The following is a 17865-nucleotide window of genomic DNA, read 5'->3' as shown; positions in this document are numbered from 1 at the left end:
CGGGGATGTGCGCGGCGACCACTCCCCCGCCGGTTCACCGTGCCCGGGGCCCTGTCGGGCGGTGCGGGGCTGGTGGAGACTGGCGCGGCACGTCGGCGGACAGGAGGGGAGGCGCGCGTGGCGGGGCCGCCGTACCTGGGGGGCGAGCAGATCGGGCGCATGTTGCCGATGGAGCACGCGGTGATGGCGCTGGAGGCGGCCTTCCGCGCGGGCCCGCCGGCCCCGGACGCGACCGCCGCCCGCGCCGCGCTGCCGGGCGGCGAGCTGCTGCTCGCGGCGGCCGCCCACGGCCCCTGGTCCGCCGCCCGCCTCACCGCCCCGCCGGGCGGGACGGCGGCGGTGCTCGTGCTGTTCGACGCCGGCCTGCGCGCCCGCCTGCTGCTCGACGCCCGCGCGCTGGCCGTGCTGCGGGCGGCGGCGGCCAGCGCGCTCGCGACGCGGCACCTGGCCGCGGCCGACGCCGGGACGCTGGTGGTGCTGGGCGCCGGCGCGCACGCCCGTGCCCACGCGCGGGCCGTGCTCGCGGTGCGCCAGCCCGGCGAGGTGCGCGTCGTCGCCGAGGACGGCCGGCGGGCGGCGCGGCTGGCCGAGGAGCTGAGCGCCGAGCAGGGCTGCGCGGCCGTCCCGGGCCGCCCCGAGGACGTGGAGGGGGCCGACATCGTGTGCGCCTGCGTCCCCGGTGCCCTGTCCGCCGGGCCGCCTCCGGCGCCGGGCGCGCACGTCAACACGATCGACGCCGGTCCGCCGTCCCTGGCCGGGCGACGGCCGTACGTGGTGGCCGAGCACGCCGGCGTGCCGGGCTGCGACACCGACCTGCACCGCGTCCTGACCGGCCAGGGGGCGCCGCCGCCCGGCGCGCCGACGTTGTTCGTCTCGGCGGGGCTGCTCGCCGAGGAGCTGACCCTGGCCGCCGCGCTCGCCGCCCGGCTGCCCGCCTGAACGGCGGGCGGCACCGGCACCGGCATCGGACCCCGGGCCGGCGCTGAACCCGGGGGCCGCCCGCCGCGTACCCCCGTACATGCGCTTGAGGACGGCCGCAGCGGCCCTGCTGATCGCTTCGCTCACGATGCTCACCGGCTGCGCGGCGGCCGGCGCCGACCCCGGCTACTCCGAGGCCGACGTACGGTTCAGCCAGCAGATGATCGCCCACCACCGCGAGACCATCCACCTGGCCGAGCTGGCCGCCGAGCGCGGGTCCGGCGCGTACGTGCGGGAGCTGAGCGCCCGGATCATCCCCGGCGAGAAGGCCGACATCACCACCATGTCGGGCTGGCTCACGTCCTGGAAGCAGCCGGTGCCGGCGGAGGAGCCCTCGACGGCGGCCACCGAGCTGAAGGCCGGGCCGGGCTTCGACCAGGGGTGGCTGACGATGATGTCCGCGCATCTGGAGCACGGCGTCCACATGGCCAAGGAGGTCCAGGCGGCGGGCCGGCACCAGCCCACCCGCGAGCTGGCCGGCCGCATCATCACGACGCAGACCGGCGAGATCGCGGAGATCGCCGGGCACCTGGGCTGAGGGCCGTCAGCCGCCCGCTCCGTGGAACAACCTGGCCACCAGGCCGTGGAGCTGGGCGCGCTCGTCCGGTGACAGCGGCGCCAGCCGCTCCCGCTCCGTCTCGGCGACGGCCGCCCTGGCCCGGGCCAGCCGCCGGCGCCCGGACGGGGTGAGGGTGACCCGGTAGCGGCGGCGGTCGGCCGGGTCGCGCTCGCGGGCGGCCAGGCCCTCGCGGAGCAGGCCGTCCATGATCCGTACCATGTCGCTCGGGTCCGCCCCGAGCCGCCCGCCCACCTCGCGCTGGGCCGCCGGGCCGGTGTCGGCGAGCGTGGCCAGCACGGCGAACTCCCACAGGCTCAGCCCGGTCTCGGCGGCCAGCCGCGCCGCGACCGCCCGCCGGCCGGCCACGCCGACCTTGTGCAGCACGAACGTGGTGGTCTCCAGCAGGGTCGGCGGCAGCTCCATGCCGCCCCATAGTAGGCTCCTTCCAATAGTTGGTAGTCACCCACTAATGGAAGGACCCGGATGGACGCCCTCTACCCCCGCCTGCTCGTGCGCGACTTCCCGGCCGGCGTCGCCTTCTACACGGCGGTGCTGCGCGAGCTGCACGGCGTGGACCCGGTCAAGGTGATCCCCGCGGCCGGCTACGCCAACTGGGACCTCGACGGCGGGACCGGCCTCGTGCTGTTCGCCCGCGCGGCGGTCGCCGCCGCCGTCGGCACCGGCGGCCTGCCCGAGAGCGCCCCGCCGGCGCAGGACGCGGCGATGCTGGTCATGCGGGTGGACGACGTGGACGCCGCGGCCGCCTGCCTGGCCCGGCACGGCGCGACGCTCGCCGCCGCCCCCCAGGACCGGCCCGAGTGGGGGCCGGGCCTGCGCACCGCCCACCTGCGCGACCCGGAAGGGCACCTCATCGAGGTCCAGTCCTATTGACCCCTCCTGATCCCTCCTGATCCTCCCGACCCTCCCGGCCCGGAGCGCGGGCGCGACATGGAACGCGCCGCCGGAGGGTAGAGTGCAGGCAACGCGGGTGGGCGGTGGCCCGGCTGTGCCCCGAGACCCTCGTCAGGAGGGGCCATGATCTCCTTGGCCGGCGGTGACACCTACGTCACACCCGTCCTGCACCCGTTCGGGCTGCGGCTGAGCGGCCAGATCGACCGCGACACCCGCCACCTGCTGGCCCGCTCGCTGACGTGGGCCGCGCGGATGAGCGACGGCGACCTCCACCTCGACCTGGGCGCGCTGGCGTTCATCGACGCGGGCGGGCTGCGGCTGATCGTGACCTGCGCGGCCGAGCTGCCCGCGCCGCGCCGGGTCGTGCTCCGACCGGCCACTCCCCTGGTCGGCAAGCTGCTGGTGCTGCTGGGCTGGCAGGTCGGCGGCGACCTGCGGCTGTACTCGGCGGGCGTCGCCGTGCCGGAGGCCGCAAACGCGCGCAGGGACCCGCAGCCGGAGAGGGACCCGCAGCCGGACCGGCCCTGAGCGGCCCCGGTCGGCCCTGATCAGCCCCGGTCGGCCCCGGTCGGTCCCGGCGGGCCCTGGTCAGGACACCGATCGGCGTTCGCCGTCGTGCCGTGCCGCGCGCTCGTCGTGCCGGACCGCGTGCCCGTCGTGCCGGACCGCGTGCCCGTCGCCGTGCCTGCCGGAGCGCTCGCCGTGGTGCCGGGTCGCGGGCGCCGCCGCCGGGCGGTGGACCGTCAGGCTGAGCCGGGAGCCGAGCCCGGTCTGCTCCAGCGTGACCTCGTCGCACAGGCGCTGGATCACCCACAACCCGAACCCGTGCCCGCGCGTCGGGTCCACCCGTGCCCCGGCCAGGTGCTCGCGGCTGAGCCGCCCCGCCGTGTCCAGGATCTCGACGGTGATGCCGTCGTCGTGCCCGCGCGCGGTGACCAGGCCAGCCCGGCCGCCGTGGTCGAGGACGTTGGTGACCGCCTCGTTCACGGCCAGCACCAGCTCCTCCAGCCGTTCACCCTGGAGACCGGCGTGCCGTCCGCAGACCTCGACGAGGTCCCGGATGAAGCCTAGATCGGCGCTGACCGGGCAGCGCAGCTCGAACCGCATGCTCATAACCGTCATGCCCGCGCTGGTGGGAGTCGGAGGTGAAACTTTCACGGGCCCTTCTCCGGTTACCCGGCGGCCGATCGTTAAACGCCGCCGCCGGGAAGGGAGGCTTCCCTGCCTGGTCACGCCGATGATCCGCGACCGGCTCGCCGTCACAACCAGCCGAAGGACTTGGTGACGGCCTTGCGCCAGCCGGCGTACGCCCGCTCCCGCTCCTCCGGGCCCCACGACGGCTCCCACCGGCGGTCCTCCGCCCAGTGGGAGCGCAGCTCGTCGAGATCCCGCCAGTAGCCCACCGCCAGCCCGGCCGCGTACGCCGCCCCCAGCGCGGTCGTCTCGGCGACCACCGGCCGGCTGACCGGCACCCCGAGGATGTCGGACTGGAGCTGCATGCACAGGTCGTTGGCGGTCACGCCGCCGTCCACCCGCAGCACGTCCAGCACCACCCCGGAGTCCCGCTGCATGGCCTCGACCACGTCGCGGCTCTGGTAGCAGATCGCCTCCAGGGTGGCCCGGGCGAGGTGGGCGTCGGTGTTGTAGCGCGACAGCCCGACCACGGCGCCCCGGGCGTCGGCCCGCCAGTACGGCGCGAACAGCCCCGAGAAGGCCGGGACGAAGTACACTCCGCCGTTGTCGGCGACCTGCCGCGCCAGCACCTCGCTCTGGGCCGCCGAGGTGATGATGTGCAGCTGGTCGCGCAGCCACTGCACGGCCGAGCCGGTCACCGCGATGGAGCCCTCCAGGGCGAAGACGGCCGGCTGGTCGCCGAACTTGTAGGCGACGGTGGTGAGCAGGCCGCTGTCCGAGCGCACCCGGTCGGTGCCGGTGTTGAGCAGCAGGAAGTTGCCGGTGCCGTAGGTGTTCTTGGCCTCGCCCGGCGAGAAGCAGACCTGGCCGACGGTGGCGGCCTGCTGGTCGCCGAGGATCGCGGTGAGCGGGACCTCCCCGCCGAGCGGGCCGTAGCGGGAGGTGACGCCGTAGGCGCCGGGGTCGGACGACGGGCGGATCTCGGGCAGCATCGCGCGCGGCACGCCGAAGAACGACAGCAGCTCCTCGTCCCAGTCGAGCGTGCCGAGGTCCATCAGCATGGTGCGGCTGGCGTTGGTCACGTCGGTGACGTGCACGCCGCCGTTGGGGCCGCCGGTGAGGTTCCACAACGTCCAGGTGTCGGTGGTGCCGAAGACGGCCTCGCCGCGCTCGGCGTCCGCGCGCACGCCCTCGACGTTCTCCAGGATCCACTGGATCTTCCCACCGGAGAAGTACGCCTCCGGCCGCAGGCCCGTACGGTCGCGGATGACCTGGCCCCGGCCGTCCCGCTCCAGCGCGGCGGCGATCCCGCTGGTGCGGGTGTCCTGCCAGACGATCGCGTTGCAGTAGGGCCGGCCGGTGCGCCGGTTCCACACGACCGTGGTCTCGCGCTGGTTGGTCAGGCCCAGCGCGGCCAGGTCGCGGTCGCTCAGCCCGGCGCGTTGCAGCGTGGTCTGGATCACGGCGGCGGTCCGGGTCCAGATCTCGATCGGGTTGTGCTCCACCCAGCCCGCCCGGGGCAGGATCTGCTCGTGCTCCAGCTGGAACTTGGCGACCTCGGCGCCCTCGCGGTCGAAGATCATGAACCGGGTGCTGGTGGTGCCCTGGTCCACGGCGCCCACGAAGTCAGGCATCTCGTACTCCCTCAGTCGGACGGCTTCACGGTGTCGCGGTCCGCCTCCCGGGGGAGGTGGCGGGCGATGCACGCCTGGTAGAGGCCGGCCCCGATGACCCCGCCGACCAGCGGGCCGACGATGGGCACCCAGAAGTAGAGCCCGCCGTACTGGTCGCGCCAGGCGCCGCCGTAACCGGTGAGGAAGCTCGCCAGGCGCGGCCCGAAGTCGCGGGCCGGGTTGATCGCGTAGCCGGCGTCGGTGCCGAGCGCCATGCCGATCCCGACGACGAGCAGGCCGACGACGAACGGGCCGAGGTTCGCGCCGGGCGCCATGTTGAGCGTGTCGGACAGGGCGAAGAGCACGAAGAGCAGGACGGCGGTGCCGATGACCTGGTCGCGCAGCGCGCCCCACTGGCCGACCGGCAGGGTGCCGTTGCCCGGCAGTGTGGAGAACACGCCCTGGGTCTTGAGCGTGTGGCCGGGATCGACGGCGGAGAGGACCTCGGTGTAGTTCCAGCGGATCAGCAGCGCGCCGGCGAAGGCGCCGGCGGTCTGGGCCAGCGCGTACGGCACGACCTTGCGCCACTCGAACCCGCGGAAGACGGCGAACCCGAGCGTGACCGCCGGGTTGAGGTGCGCCCCCGTGGTGCGGCCGGCGACGTAGACGCCGAGCATGACCCCGATGCCCCAGGCCCAAGCGATGCTGTCGTGGCCGCCGAGACCGCCCGCGACGACCTGCGCGACGACACCGGCGCCGAACACGATGAGCACCATCGTCCCGGCGAACTCGGCGATCAGCTCACCGGCCAGCTCTCTGCTGCGTGGCGCCACCGCCACCTCCCTTCAGCTCAGGTGAGCCTTCCCCCTTTCAGGGAATGCATACGACTCGTACGCGATCTGTCACGGAAAGTGAGCATATGGCGATGGGGATGACCAGCGCGCTCGACGCGCGCAGCCGCCAGGACCACCTCGACCAGCTCCGCGCGCGGACCTTCGACGTGCTGGTGGTCGGCGGCGGGGTGACGGGCGCGGGCGCGGCCCTGGACGCCGCCTCGCGCGGCCTGCGGGTCGCCCTGGTGGAGAGCCGGGACCTGGCGGCCGGCACGTCGAGCCGGTCCAGCAAGCTGATCCACGGTGGGCTGCGCTACCTGGAGCAGTTCGACTTCAAGCTGGTGCGCGAGGCGCTGAAGGAGCGCGACCTGCTGGTGTCGCGGCTGGCCCCGCACCTGGTGCGGCCGGTCACGTTCCTGTACCCGATCCGCAACCGGGTGATCGAGCAGCCGTACGTGGCGGCGGGGCTGACCCTGTACGACGCGCTGGAGGGCGTGCGCCGGCCCATGCCCCGGCACCGCAACCTGTCGCTGAAGGAGGCCCGCCGCCTGGTGCCCGGCCTGCGGACCGACGCGCTGAGCGGCGGCATGATCTACTACGACGCCCAGGTGGACGACGCCCGCTTCACCCTCGCCCTGGCCCGCACGGCCGCCGCGCACGGCGCGGTGATCACGACGCGCACGTCGGTGACGGAGATGCTGCGCGACGAGCGCGGCGAGCGCGTGGTCGGCGCCCGCGTCCGCGACGAGGAGAGCGGCGCCGAGATCGAGGTGACCGCCGACGCCGTGGTGGTGTGCGCCGGCGTGTGGACCGGCCCGGTGACCTCCCTGCCGGGCGGGGCCGAGCCCGGCTTCCGGGTCAGGATGTCGAAGGGCGTGCACGTCATGGTGCCCGGCGAGGCCATCGACTCGCACACTGGCATGATCATCCGTACCGAGAAGAGCGTGTTGTTCATCATCCCGTGGACCAGGCGCCGGTGGATCGTCGGCACCACGGACACCCCGTGGGAGGGCGACCGCGCCGAGCCCGCCGCCACCGGCGAGGACGTCGACTACATCCTCCAGCACGCCAACGACGTGCTGGCCAGGCCGCTGACCCGCGACGACGTCGTGGGCCTGTTCGTCGGGCTGCGCCCGCTGGTGGCCGCCGACGAGAGCACCTCGACGACCAAGCTCTCCCGCGAGCACGTGGTGGACGTGCCGATCCCCGGCCTGGCGGCGATCGCCGGGGGCAAGTACACGACGTACCGGATCATGGCCAGGGACGTGATCGACGCCGCGCTCGAAGGCTACGACGTGCCCGGCTCCGTCACCGACCGGCTGCCGCTGATCGGCGCCGACGGGCTGCCCGCGCTGGAGCTGTCCGTGGACCGGCTGGCCGAGGACCACGATCTCGAACCCGAGACCGTGCGCTACCTCGTCCGCCGCTACGGCACCCTCGCCCTGGAGGTGCTCGACCTCGTCGCCCGCGACCCCGCGCTCGCCGAGCCGCTGATCGAACCGGGACCGTGGCTGCGGGCCGAGGTGTGCTACGCCGTCACCCACGAGGGCGCGCTGCACGCCGAGGACATCGTCGCGCGGCGCACCCGGATGCTCATCGAGTCCAGCGAGCTGGCCGAGCAGGCGGCGCCGCTGATCGCCGAGCTGATGGCCGGTCTGCTCGGCTGGGACGAGCAGCGGGTGGAGCAGGAGGTGGCCGCGTGCCGGCGGCTGGTGGAGGCGGAACACACCGCCCTGGCCGAGGCCAGGACCGCCGCCCGCGACCTGGCCGGCACCTGACCGCACTTGCCCGGCCACCGGGCGGGCCACGCCGCCACCGACCCGGGCGCGGCCATCGGGCGGGGCACGCCGCCACCGGCCCGGGCGCCGCTACCGGCCCAGGCGCGGCCACCGGTCCGGGCGCGCGGTTACCTGGCCGGGGCGGCCGTCTCCGCGTGCGCGCGCACGCCGGCCAGCACCATCCCGTCGGCCGGGCGGGCCGGGATGCGGCGCAGCGAGATGCCGAGGTCCTGCGGCGGGACGTCGTACTCCAGCCGCGCCAGCCGGATCACCAGCTCGCGCAGGAGCGTGACGGTGATGTCGTCACCCGGGCAGCGGTGGCTGGTGCGCGGGTCGCCGCCGCCCTGCGGGACCAGCTCGTAGGGGTCGATCGGGCGGTCGAGGAAACGCTCCGGGTCGAAGGTGTAGGGCTCGGGCCACAGCCCGGGGTCGTGGTTCTGGCCGTACAGGTCGAGCAGCACCAGCGATCCCTCGGGGATGTCGTGGCCGCGCCAGGTCAGGTCGCGCGCCGCCAGCCCGCCGACGAACGGCGCGAGCGGGTAGAAGCGCCGCACCTCCTGGCTGAACGCCTCGGCGAAGGCCCGGTCGCCCGCGCGCAGCCGCGCCCGGTGCTCCGGCCAGCGGTGCAGCGCGTGGGCCGCGTACGCGACGAACCAGGTGACGGCCACGGTGGGCCGGATGACGTTGAGCAGTTCCACCGCCGCCACGCGCGGGTCGAGCCGCTCGCCGTGGGCGTCGGCGTGCCGGGCGGCCGCGGCCGCCGCCGAGTCGGCGGGCACGTGGACCGCGCCGCGGCGCACGTCCTCCAGCAGGCGCGCGAACCGGGCCTCCTGGCGGGCGCGGGCCCGCCGGGCGCGCCAGTGGCGCGGGCCGGGCGTGGCGAAGCCGTCCACCATGGCCACGCAGTCGGCGGCCAGGTCGTCGGCCTCGGCGCTGGTCATCGGGACGCCCACCCAGCCGGTGACGGCGCGGCCCAGCACGCGGGCGGCCGCGTCGAAGAGCACGACCCGGTCCTGGCCCGCCCACTCGGCCACGGCCTCGTCCCAGGCGGCGGTGGTGCGGCGGGTCAGGTCGGCGACGCCGTCGGGGGTCATCAGCGACAGGAACATGGCCTTGCGGACGCGGTGGTCGGCGCCGTCCAGGGTGTGCACGGCGCCGTGGCCCGTCAGCGTGCCGCGCACCGGCTCGGGGAGGGCGCCGTGCCGGCGGACGTGGTCCTCGTCGTAGAAGAAGCGGGCGGCCTCCGGCCCGCACAGGCCCGTCGCGCGGCGGCCCAGGACGCGGGTACGGGCGACGCCGTCCGGGGCCTCGCGGCGGCGGGCGGGGAGCCAGCCGTAGCCTTCCAGGAGCATGAGCGGGGTGTTGTCGAGAGGCATCGGCCTCTGGTTCCCCAGGTGGCGGCGCCGAAACGACCGCGGACGGAGCCCGGCAGGCGCGGGCCCGGCACGGGCCACGCGCGGGCCACGCACGGGCCACGCACGGGCCACGCACGGGCCACGCGCGGACCAGGCGCGGACCAGGCGCGAGCCAGGCGCGGGGCCGGTCACGGATCAGGCGCGGGTCAGGCGCCGCCGTCCTCGGTCTCGGGCTGGGGACGCCAGGTCACCAGGTCCTGCCAGCGCCGCCGGACCTGCTGGGCGCGCTCCCCCGCCTCGTGGGCGCGGTGCGCGACCCGCTCGGCGCGGCGGCCCGTCTGCTGGGCCTGCTGGACGGGCGGCGTGCCGGGCCCGAACCGGAACTCGACCTCGTCGGCCGGCTGCCGGGAGCGCCGCTGGAGGCGGGCGAAGTGGCGCTCGGCCGCCTCGGCGGAGGGCAGCTCCAGCACGGCGGCGACGCCGGCCCAGTCGAGGCCGGCGGCGCGGGCGGCCAGGAGCAGCCGGTGCTCCAGCCGGTCCACGTCGAGCCGGAGCGCCTGGACGACCACCAGGGCGGAGGCGAGGTCCGGCTCGGCGGCGCGGCCCCGGCTCGCGGCGCCGATGGCCTCGGTGATCGCCTCGACGTCGGGCATCGGCTGCTTGCGGGTCTGCCAGAACAGGCGGTTGACGCCGGTGGCGTACCGGTCGGTCAGATGGGCGCGGGCCGCCCGTACGAGTTCCGGCGGCTGCGCCGGAGGGAGCGGGCCCCCGTCCGGGTCGCCGTCTTCCTGCTGGTTCAGCAGCCGGATCACCGTCCCACCGGAGGAGTGAGCGTCAGACGTTTCACATACCCACATCGCGCCCCGTGATGCGTCACCGGCACCGCCGGCACGGCAGCGGGCCCTTGACAGGAGAGGGACGGCGGCTCACTATCTTCACCACTAACTTTATTGCTGAAGAAAGTCCGGACACATGGCAGGTACGGACCGCGGCGATCTCACCAGGACGGCGATCCTCGCCCTCCTCGGCACCCTGGGCCCGCTGAGCCGCAGCGAGATGGCCCGCGAGCTGGACCTCAGCCCGGCCACCGTCACGCAGCTCACCAAGGAGCTCATCGGGCACGGGATGCTGGAGGAGCTGGACCACAGACCCTCGCGCGGCGGCCGGCCGGCCCGGCGGCTCGGGCTGGTGGGTGACGCCGGGCGGGCGCTGGGCGTGAAGGTGACGGCCGATCACCTGGTGCTGGTGGACGTCCGGCTCGACGGCGAGGTGCTCGGCTCCTGGCAGGTCCCCTACGACCCGGCGGCCCCCGACGCCCTGGACCACCTGGCCGGTGCGGTGGAGTCGGTGGTCCGCGCGATCCCGGAGGCGCCGCCGCTGCTCGGGGTGGGGGTCGGCGTGCCGGGCAGCGTGGACGACCAGGCGGTGGGGACGGTCAGCACACCGACGTTCGGCTGGCAGGCCATGCCGGTCGGCGAGCGGCTGCGCCGCCGGCTCGAACTGCCCGTCCTGGTGGAGAACGACGTGAACGCGCTGGCCGCCGCCGAGCGCCTGTACGGGCGGGGCCGCACGCACCGCGACTTCCTGGTGATGACGATCGGGCGCGGCGTCGGCGCGGCCATCGTCGCGGACGGCCGGATCTACCGGGGGGCGCGCGGGGGCGCGGGCGAGTTCGGCCACCTGCCGGTCGATCCCGGCGGGCCGCGCTGCGGGTGCGGGGCGCGGGGCTGCCTGGAGGCGTTCGTCGGATCGGCGGGCCTGCTCGCCGCGGCCCGCGCCAGGGGCTGCGCCGGGACCGGTTCGGTGGCCGGGCTCGCCCGGGCCGCCGAGGCGGGCGACCCGGCGGCGCGCGAGGTGTTCGCCGAGGCCGGGGCGATCCTGGGCCGGGCGGCGGCGGGGCTGGTCAACGTGGTGGACCCGGAGGTGGTCGTGGTGCTGGGCGAGGGCACGGCCGGCTGGCCGCTGTGGCGGCCGGGCTTCGAGCCGGCGCTGCGGGCGCAGCTGTACCCGGACCGGCGCGGCATCCCGGTCGAGGTGGAGAGCTGGGGTGACACGAGCTGGGCGCAGGGCGCGGCGGCCCTGGTGCTGGCCACCCCGTTCGACGCGGCCGGCGCGGCGGGCGAGCAGGGCCGCCTGGTCCGCGCCCGCCTGATCGAAGCCGCCTTATGAACGGCGGGCGAGCAGGACCGGCTGATCCACGCCCGCCGGATCCGCACCCGCCGGATCCGCATCCACCGGATCCGCATCCACCGGATCCGCACCCACCGGATCCGCACCCTCCTGCTCCGCCCTCGCCGCGGCGGCGCCGCTGGCGCTACGCGGGCACGGTCGCGTTCTTCCTGCTGCCGAGCCTCGTCCCGCTCGCCCTCTACACGCTGATCCCGATGGCCGGCTCGCTCTGGACGAGCCTGCACGAGTGGGACCTCATCACCGACATGCGCTGGGTGGGCCTGCGCAACTACGCCGACCTCCTCGGCGACCCCGGCACCCGCGCCGCGTTCCTGCACACGCTGTACTTCATCGCGGGTTACCTCCCCCTCGTCTACGCCGGCGGTCTCGGCCTGGCGCTGCTGCTCGACCACGCGATGCCCGCCCGCGCCCTGCTGCGCGGCGTGTACTTCCTGCCGGTGATCACGAGCTGGGTGGTCGTCGCGCTGATGTGGAAGTGGCTGCTCAACCCGGCCAGCGGCATCGTGAACCGGGCGCTCGGCCTGGCGGGGGTGCACGGCCCGGGCTGGTGGACCGATCCCGGCTGGGCGATGCCGTCGATCATCCTCGCCTCGGCGTGGAAGGACCTCGGCTTCGTGATGATCATCCTGCTGGCCGGGCTGCAGGCGATCCCGCGCGAGTACCAGGAGGCCGCGATGGTGGACGGCGCGACGGCCTGGCGCAGGTTCCGGCACATCACGCTGCCGCTGCTGTCGCCCTCGACGTTCTTCGTGGTGGTGATCTCGCTGATCAACGGCTTCCAGGTGTTCGACCAGGTCAAGATCATGACGAACGGCGGGCCGGGCGGCACGACGCAGGTGGTGGTCTCGCAGATCTACGACCTCACCTTCCGCTACGGCCGGGCCGGCGCGGCCTCGGCGCTGTCGTGGCTGCTGTTCGTGCTCGTGCTGCTGGTGACCGTCGTGCAGATCCGCGGCCAGCGGCGGTGGGTGACCTATGGCTAGGGCGATCCGCTACCTGCTGGTGGGCCTCGGCGCGCTGGCCATGCTGTTCCCGTTCGGCTGGGCGGTGATCACCTCCGTCACGCCGGGCGACGCCGTGCTGGCGGTGCCGCCCGACCTCACCCCCGAGGGCGCGAGCCTGGACGCCTACGGCCGGCTGCTGGAGACGCTTCCGTTCTGGCGCATCGTGCTCAACAGCGCCTGGATCGGCGCCGCCTCCACCGCGTCCCAGCTGCTCACCAGCGCGATGGCGGCCTACGCCTTCGCGCGGCTGCCCTTCCCCGGGCGGGGCGCGCTGTTCGCGGTCTACCTGGCGACGCTGATGATGCCGCTGCCGGTGCTGGTCGTGCCGCTGTTCCTGGAGATGCGCCTGTTCAACCTGGTGGACACGTACTACGCGCTGCTCGCGCCGACGTTCGCCTCGGCGTTCGGGGTGTTCCTGCTGCGGCAGGCGATCAACCAGGTGCCCAGGGAGTTCGACGAGGCGGCGGTGCTGGACGGCGCCGGGCACGTGCGCATCTTCGTGTTCGTGGTGCTGCCGCTGATCCGGCCGGCCCTGGCCACGTTCGCCATCTTCGGCTTCATGGCGAGCTGGAACAGCTACCTCTGGCCGCTGATCATCATCAAGTCGCCGGAACTCATGACGCTGCCGCTGGGCCTGGCCACCCTGCACGGCCAGTTCACCACGCAGTGGGACGTGGTGATGGCGGGCTCGGTCGTCAGCGTCGTCCCGATCCTCGTCCTGTACGTCTTCGCCCAGAAGCACGTCATCGCCAGCGTGGCGCAGAGCGGGCTCAAGTGAAGGAGACCCCATGTCACGACATCTCAGGATCGCGACGGCCGGCGCCGCGGCCGCGCTGCTGCTCGCCACCGCCTGCTCGCAGGGCTCGGCCAGCCGGGGCTCCACCGGCGCGGACGGCAGGGTGACGCTGCGGTACTCCACCTTCTCGGCCGCGCCCGACCACCTCAAGGACCTCGACACCATCGTCAGGTCCTTCGAGAAGGAGAACCCGGGCGTGACCGTGGCGGTCGAGACCGCCCCCTTCGACCAGTACTTCACCAAGCTGCAGACCAGCATCGCGGGCGGCACCGCGCCGGACGCCTTCGAGCTCAACTACGAGAACTTCGTCACCTACGCCGCCGCCGGCTCGCTGCTCGACCTCGGCACGGTGGCCGGCGACGGCGGCACCTCGGGGTACGCCCCGCAGTCGCTGGACGCCTTCAAGCACGACGGCAAGCAGTACGCGCTGCCCGCCTCCTTCTCCACGGTCGTGCTCTTCTACAACAAGGACCTGTTCGAGGCGGCCGGCGTGGCCCCGCCCACCGCCTCCTGGACGTGGGCCGACGAGCAGGCCGCCGCCGAGCGGCTGACCGACCGGAAGAAGGGCGTGTTCGGCGACTTCCAGCCGGTGCAGTTCTTCGAGTTCTACAAGACGCTCAAGCAGGCGGGCGGCGCGTTCCTGTCCCCCGACGACAGGAAGGCGACCTTCGACGGCCCGGCCGGCGTCCGGGCCGCGACCTGGCTGGTGTCGAAGGTGGGCAGGACGATGCCGACCGAGGCCGAGATCGGCGGCACCGCCGACTACGACACGAACCTGTTCAAGTCCGGCAAGCTCGCCCTGTGGCACAACGGCATCTGGCAGTTCGCGGGCCTGAAGGACGTGCCGTTCCGGTGGGACATCGTCGTCGAGCCGGGTGACCGGGCCAAGGCCAGCGCCGTCTTCCACAACGCGGTGGCCGCCTCCGCCACCACCAGGCACGCCAAGGAGGCGTGGGCCTGGGCCCGCTACCTGTCGGCCTCGGACGTCGCGGCCACCACCCGCATCCGCTCGTCGTGGGAACTGCCGCCGATCTCCGACCAGCGGGTGCTGGCCGGCTACCTCAAGGACCCCGAGCCGGCCAACCGGCAGGCGGTCTTCGACTCGCTCAAGTCCATCGCGCTGCCGCCGGTGATCAAGCGCCAGCAGGAGATGCAGGACGCGGTGACCAGGCAACTGGGCGAGGCCGCCGCCGGGCGCACGTCGGTCCAGGCCGCGCTCAAGGCGGCCGCCGCCGAGGTGGACGCGCTGCTCGGCTAGCCGCGCCGCCCGGCCGGGCCGTCCCGTCCGGCCGTACCGAGGGGAGTTCCGTTGTCGCTCGTCGCGCACAGCCTCGACGTCATCAGGCGTTTCCAGGCGCCCTCCGGGGCCTACCCGGCCTCGCCCACCTTCTCCGCCTACCGCGGCTACTCGTGGCTGCGCGACGGCGCGTTCATCGCCGAGGGGGCGAGCAGGCACGGCGACGTGGCCGGCGCGGACGCCTTCCACGCCTGGTCCGCGCGGGTGGTGGGGGACCGCGCGGGCCAGGTGGAGGCGCTGGTGGCGCGGGCGGCGCGCGGCGAGCCGATCCCGGCCGCCGAGATGCTGCCCACCCGGTTCACGCTGGACGGCGTGGCCGGCGCGGACGCCTGGTGGGACTTCCAGCTCGACGGGTACGGCACGTGGCTGTGGGCGCTGCGCGAGCACGCCGCCCGGCACGGCACGGCGCCGGCCGGCGTCGAGAAGGGCGTCAGGACGGCGGCCCGCTACCTGAGCGCGTTCTGGCACCGGCCCTGCTACGACTGGTGGGAGGAGCACCTGGAGCAGCGCCACGTGGCCACGCTCGGCGCGGTCCACGCGGGCCTGCGGGCGGCCGCCGCGCTCGGCGTGCTGAGCGCGTCGGAGTCGGCGGCGGCCGGCGAGGCGGTGGCGGGCATCGCCGGGCTCGTGGCGCGCGAGGGCGTGACCCCGGAGGGGCACCTGCGCAAGTGGCTCGGCGGCGACGCGGTGGACGCGAGCCTGCTGGCCTGCGTGGAGCCGTTCGGGCTGTACCCGGCGGGGCATCCGGTCGGCGCGGCCACGGTCGCCGAGGTCGAGCGGCGGCTGGCCCGCGACGGCGGCGTGTACCGCTACCTGGCCGACACCTTCTACGGCGGGGGCCGGTGGCCGCTGCTGTCGGGGCTCCTCGGCTGGAACCACGCCCGGGCGGGACGGCGGGTGGAGGCGGCGCGGTACCTGGGGTGGATGGCGGCGCAGGCGACCCCGGAGGGCGACCTGCCCGAGCAGGTGGCCGGGCCGCTGCTGGCCCCGGAGCGGCGGCGGGAGTGGCTGGAGCGGTGGGGGCCGGTGGCGACGCCGCTGCTGTGGTCGCACGGCATGTACCTGATCCTGGCCGACGAGCTGGGGGTGACGTCGTGATCCGGCACCGGCCCCACGGCTCGGGGCATCCGTACGCGGAGGGCGAGGACCAGCGCGTCCCGGCCCGGCCGCTGGCCGGCGAGCGCGTCGAGCTGCGGGTACGGGCCGCGGCGGCGGTGACCGCCGTGGTGTGCGAGTGGACGGTGGACGGCGGCGCCCCCGTCGAGCTCCCCCTGACCAGACGCCCCGCCCCCGGCACCGCGGGAACGGCCGCGGATACGGGCGCGGGCGCGGGCGCGGCCGGAGCGGGGACGGCGGGGGCTGGTGGGGTGGAGGGCGGCGGGCATCTGGCGGCGGCGCAGGCGAGGGCCGCGCGGGCGACGGCGGGCGCGTGGGCGGTACGCACGCCCGCGCTGCGCGGCGGCCACCGCTACGCCTACCGCTTCCGCGCCACCACGGCCACCGGCGCCACCCGCCGCACCGGCTGGTTCGCGGTGACGGCGGCCACCTGGTCGGCGGCGGGCGGCAAGCTGACGGTCACCGGCGCCGGCCGGGTCGTCCCGGGCAGTGTGCGCTGGCTGGCCGACGGCGACGGCCCGCTGCGGGTGCGCTTCGAGCTGCCGCTCGGCCCGGGGGAGCACGTGGTGGGCTTCGGCGAGCGGTTCGACGCCGTGGACCAGCGGGGCCGCGCCCTGGACGCGGTGGTCTTCGAGCAGTACAAGGCGCAGGCCCGGCACGGCCGCACGTACCTGCCGATGCCGTACGCGATGGTCGTCGGCGGCCCGGCGAGCTGGGGCTGGCACGTGCGGACCTCCCGCCGCACCTGGTACGACGTCGGCGCGGCCCGCCGGGACCGGATCGCCGTCGAGGCCGAGGTGGGCCGCGACGGCGAGCTGGAGGTGCGCTTCCACGACGGGGACCGCCCGGCGGACGTGCTGCGCGCCTTCCTCGCCGAGGACGGCGTGGGCCTGCCCTCGGAGCTGCCGCCGTGGGTGTTCCGGCTGTGGGCCAGCGGCAACGAGTGGAACACCCAGGAGCGGGTCCTGGCCGAGCTGGACGCCCACCGCGAGCACGGCGTCCCGGTCGGCGTGCTGGTCATCGAGGCGTGGAGCGACGAGAGCACGTTCACGGCGTTCCGCGGCGCGGTGTACGAGCCGTCGGAGGAGCCCCACCGGCTGGCCGACTACGCCTTCCCGCAGGACGGCCCGTGGCCGGACCCGAAGGGCCTGGTGGACGAGGCGCACCGCCGCGGCGTCAGGGTGCTGCTGTGGCAGATCCCGCTGCAGCGGACCCGGCCGCACCCCCGCCACCAGGCCGCCGTGGACGCCCGGCAGCTCGTCGAGCGCGGCTACGGCGTGCGCGAGGCGGACGGCCGTCCCTATCGCAACCGGGGCTGGTGGTTCCCGCTGGCGCTCGTGCCCGACCTGTCCTCGCCGCGGGTGCGCGACTGGTGGACCGCCAAGCGCCGCTACCTGGTCGAGGAGGTCGGCGTGGACGGGTTCAAGACCGACGGCGGCGAGCACGCGTGGGGCCACGACCTGCGCTACGCCGACGGGCGTGACGGCGCGGCCGGCAACGCCCTGTTCCCCGTGCACTACGCGCGCGCCTTCGGCGACCTGCTGCGCGCCTGCGGCAGGCCGCCGGTGACCTTCAGCCGGGCGGGGTTCGCCGGCTCGCAGCCGCACGGCGCGTTCTGGGCCGGGGACGAGGACTCCACCTGGGAGGCGTTCCGCGCCTCGATCCGGGCCGGGATCACCGCTTCGGCCTGCGGGATCGTCTACTGGGGCTGGGACCTGGCCGGCTTCTCCGGGCCGGTGCCGGACGCCGAGCTCTACCTGCGCGCGGCCGGCGCGGCCGCGTTCATGCCGATCATGCAGTACCACTCGGAGTTCAACCACCACCGCACGCCGAGCAGGGACCGCACGCCGTGGAACGTCGCCGCCAGGACCGGTGACGAGCGGGTGGTCCCGGTGTTCCGGCGGCTGGCCCGGCTGCGGGAGCGGCTGGTGCCGTACCTGGCCGAGCAGGCGCGGGCGGCCTGCGCGGGCGGCGCGCCGCTGATGCGCGGCCTGTTCTTCGACCATCCCGGCGATCCGGCGATCTGGCGGCACCCGCTGCAGTTCAAGCTGGGCGACGCGCTGCTGGTGGTGCCCGTGACCGGGCCCGGCGCCCGCGAGATCGACGCCTACCTGCCCGCGGGCGGCTGGGTGGACGCCTGGACCGGCCGCACCCTGGCCGGCGGCCGGACGGTGACCCTGCCCGCCCCCTTCGACCAGCCGCCCGTGCTGTGCGCGGCGGAGCACTGGTCCCGCCTGTCCCCTGTCTTCTCCCCCGTGCCCTGAACCCCTGTGCCCTGAACCCCTGTGCCCTGAACCCCC

The 17865-nt window shown here is 75.1% G+C and carries 17 protein-coding genes; 11 read left to right on the top strand and 6 right to left on the bottom strand.

The window, feature by feature from the left end; all coding sequences use genetic code 11:
- Positions 1-117 precede the first annotated feature (117 nt).
- Positions 118-939: a hypothetical protein gene (locus AB0H75_RS17785; RefSeq protein ID WP_367797286.1), complete on the top strand. Its 822-nt coding sequence runs from the start codon at positions 118-120 to the stop codon at positions 937-939.
- Between the two features lie 79 nt (positions 940-1018).
- On the top strand, positions 1019-1516 hold the full coding sequence (locus AB0H75_RS17780) for a DUF305 domain-containing protein (RefSeq protein ID WP_367797284.1): 498 nt from the start codon (positions 1019-1021) through the stop codon (positions 1514-1516).
- A 6-nt stretch (positions 1517-1522) separates the two neighbouring features.
- Here the strand turns inward: AB0H75_RS17780 and AB0H75_RS17775 are convergent, their stop codons facing one another.
- Positions 1523-1960, bottom strand: a complete 438-nt coding sequence (locus AB0H75_RS17775) for a MarR family winged helix-turn-helix transcriptional regulator (RefSeq protein ID WP_367797282.1) — start codon at positions 1958-1960, stop codon at positions 1523-1525.
- A gap of 60 nt (positions 1961-2020) precedes the next feature.
- On the opposite strand from AB0H75_RS17775, the gene AB0H75_RS17770 reads away from it, so the two are divergent.
- A complete protein-coding gene (locus AB0H75_RS17770; protein WP_367797280.1) occupies positions 2021-2428 on the top strand; it encodes a VOC family protein in 408 nt (135 codons plus the stop codon).
- A gap of 144 nt (positions 2429-2572) precedes the next feature.
- Positions 2573-2977 (top strand): STAS domain-containing protein, encoded by a 405-nt coding sequence (locus AB0H75_RS17765; RefSeq protein WP_367797278.1) that lies wholly within the window; start codon positions 2573-2575, stop codon positions 2975-2977.
- Positions 2978-3037: 60 nt separating this feature from the next.
- Here AB0H75_RS17765 and AB0H75_RS17760 read toward each other — a convergent pair whose 3' ends face one another.
- The 3 genes from AB0H75_RS17760 to AB0H75_RS17750 all read right to left on the bottom strand — a co-directional run bounded on the left by AB0H75_RS17760 (position 3038) and on the right by AB0H75_RS17750 (position 6029).
- The gene (locus AB0H75_RS17760; protein WP_367797276.1) at positions 3038-3556 is read right to left on the bottom strand and encodes an ATP-binding protein; all 519 of its coding nucleotides are present in this window, start codon (positions 3554-3556) and stop codon (positions 3038-3040) included.
- A gap of 152 nt (positions 3557-3708) precedes the next feature.
- On the bottom strand, positions 3709-5217 hold the full coding sequence (glpK, locus tag AB0H75_RS17755) for a glycerol kinase GlpK (RefSeq protein WP_367797274.1): 1509 nt from the start codon (positions 5215-5217) through the stop codon (positions 3709-3711).
- An 11-nt stretch (positions 5218-5228) separates the two neighbouring features.
- Positions 5229-6029: an MIP/aquaporin family protein gene (locus tag AB0H75_RS17750; protein WP_367797272.1), complete on the bottom strand. Its 801-nt coding sequence runs from the start codon at positions 6027-6029 to the stop codon at positions 5229-5231.
- Positions 6030-6115: 86 nt separating this feature from the next.
- Between AB0H75_RS17750 and AB0H75_RS17745 the strand changes: the two genes are divergently transcribed.
- On the top strand, positions 6116-7807 hold the full coding sequence (locus AB0H75_RS17745; RefSeq protein WP_367797270.1) for a glycerol-3-phosphate dehydrogenase/oxidase: 1692 nt from the start codon (positions 6116-6118) through the stop codon (positions 7805-7807).
- Between the two features lie 128 nt (positions 7808-7935).
- Here AB0H75_RS17745 and AB0H75_RS17740 read toward each other — a convergent pair whose 3' ends face one another.
- Together AB0H75_RS17740 and AB0H75_RS17735 are read right to left on the bottom strand one after the other, a co-directional pair.
- Positions 7936-9183, bottom strand: a complete 1248-nt coding sequence (locus AB0H75_RS17740; RefSeq protein ID WP_367797268.1) for a cytochrome P450 — start codon at positions 9181-9183, stop codon at positions 7936-7938.
- Between the two features lie 185 nt (positions 9184-9368).
- Positions 9369-9974 carry a hypothetical protein gene (locus tag AB0H75_RS17735; protein WP_367797266.1) on the bottom strand — a complete coding sequence of 202 codons (606 nt, stop codon included), beginning with the start codon at positions 9972-9974 and terminating at the stop codon, positions 9369-9371.
- 160 nt (positions 9975-10134) lie between these two features.
- Between AB0H75_RS17735 and AB0H75_RS17730 the strand changes: the two genes are divergently transcribed.
- The 6 genes from AB0H75_RS17730 (at position 10135) to AB0H75_RS17705 (ending at position 17829) form a co-directional block, all read left to right on the top strand.
- Complete coding sequence (locus AB0H75_RS17730) at positions 10135-11331, top strand: ROK family protein (RefSeq protein WP_367797264.1); 1197 nt, start codon at positions 10135-10137, stop codon at positions 11329-11331.
- 215 nt (positions 11332-11546) lie between these two features.
- Complete coding sequence (locus AB0H75_RS17725; RefSeq protein WP_367797262.1) at positions 11547-12335, top strand: carbohydrate ABC transporter permease; 789 nt, start codon at positions 11547-11549, stop codon at positions 12333-12335.
- Positions 12328-13134 carry a carbohydrate ABC transporter permease gene (locus AB0H75_RS17720; RefSeq protein ID WP_367797260.1) on the top strand — a complete coding sequence of 269 codons (807 nt, stop codon included), beginning with the start codon at positions 12328-12330 and terminating at the stop codon, positions 13132-13134. Before AB0H75_RS17725 ends, AB0H75_RS17720 begins: the two co-directional genes overlap by 8 nt.
- A gap of 10 nt (positions 13135-13144) precedes the next feature.
- Positions 13145-14410: a sugar ABC transporter substrate-binding protein gene (locus AB0H75_RS17715; RefSeq protein ID WP_367797258.1), complete on the top strand. Its 1266-nt coding sequence runs from the start codon at positions 13145-13147 to the stop codon at positions 14408-14410.
- Positions 14411-14461: 51 nt separating this feature from the next.
- The gene (locus AB0H75_RS17710; protein ID WP_367797256.1) at positions 14462-15547 is read left to right on the top strand and encodes a glycoside hydrolase family 15 protein; all 1086 of its coding nucleotides are present in this window, start codon (positions 14462-14464) and stop codon (positions 15545-15547) included.
- Positions 15544-17829, top strand: a complete 2286-nt coding sequence (locus AB0H75_RS17705; protein WP_367797254.1) for a TIM-barrel domain-containing protein — start codon at positions 15544-15546, stop codon at positions 17827-17829. The genes AB0H75_RS17710 and AB0H75_RS17705 overlap by 4 nt, the downstream gene beginning before the upstream one ends.
- Positions 17830-17865 lie beyond the last annotated feature (36 nt).

The organism is Nonomuraea sp. NPDC050783, from assembly GCF_040802095.1.
Classification (GTDB): domain Bacteria; phylum Actinomycetota; class Actinomycetes; order Streptosporangiales; family Streptosporangiaceae; genus Nonomuraea.
This window is presented reverse-complemented; position numbering and strand designations above follow the sequence as displayed.

Coding starts and splice junctions, on each gene's coding strand:
- AB0H75_RS17780 (WP_367797284.1), top strand. CDS start 1,019: ATGCGCTTGAGGACGGCCGCAGCGGCCCTGCTGATCGCTTCGCTCACG.
- AB0H75_RS17775 (WP_367797282.1), bottom strand. CDS start 1,960: ATGGAGCTGCCGCCGACCCTGCTGGAGACCACCACGTTCGTGCTGCAC.
- AB0H75_RS17770 (WP_367797280.1), top strand. CDS start 2,021: ATGGACGCCCTCTACCCCCGCCTGCTCGTGCGCGACTTCCCGGCCGGC.
- AB0H75_RS17765 (WP_367797278.1), top strand. CDS start 2,573: ATGATCTCCTTGGCCGGCGGTGACACCTACGTCACACCCGTCCTGCAC.
- AB0H75_RS17760 (WP_367797276.1), bottom strand. CDS start 3,556: ATGCGGTTCGAGCTGCGCTGCCCGGTCAGCGCCGATCTAGGCTTCATC.
- glpK (WP_367797274.1), bottom strand. CDS start 5,217: ATGCCTGACTTCGTGGGCGCCGTGGACCAGGGCACCACCAGCACCCGG.
- AB0H75_RS17745 (WP_367797270.1), top strand. CDS start 6,116: ATGGCGATGGGGATGACCAGCGCGCTCGACGCGCGCAGCCGCCAGGAC.
- AB0H75_RS17740 (WP_367797268.1), bottom strand. CDS start 9,183: ATGCCTCTCGACAACACCCCGCTCATGCTCCTGGAAGGCTACGGCTGG.
- AB0H75_RS17730 (WP_367797264.1), top strand. CDS start 10,135: ATGGCAGGTACGGACCGCGGCGATCTCACCAGGACGGCGATCCTCGCC.
- AB0H75_RS17725 (WP_367797262.1), top strand. CDS start 11,547: ATGGCCGGCTCGCTCTGGACGAGCCTGCACGAGTGGGACCTCATCACC.
- AB0H75_RS17720 (WP_367797260.1), top strand. CDS start 12,328: ATGGCTAGGGCGATCCGCTACCTGCTGGTGGGCCTCGGCGCGCTGGCC.
- AB0H75_RS17715 (WP_367797258.1), top strand. CDS start 13,145: ATGTCACGACATCTCAGGATCGCGACGGCCGGCGCCGCGGCCGCGCTG.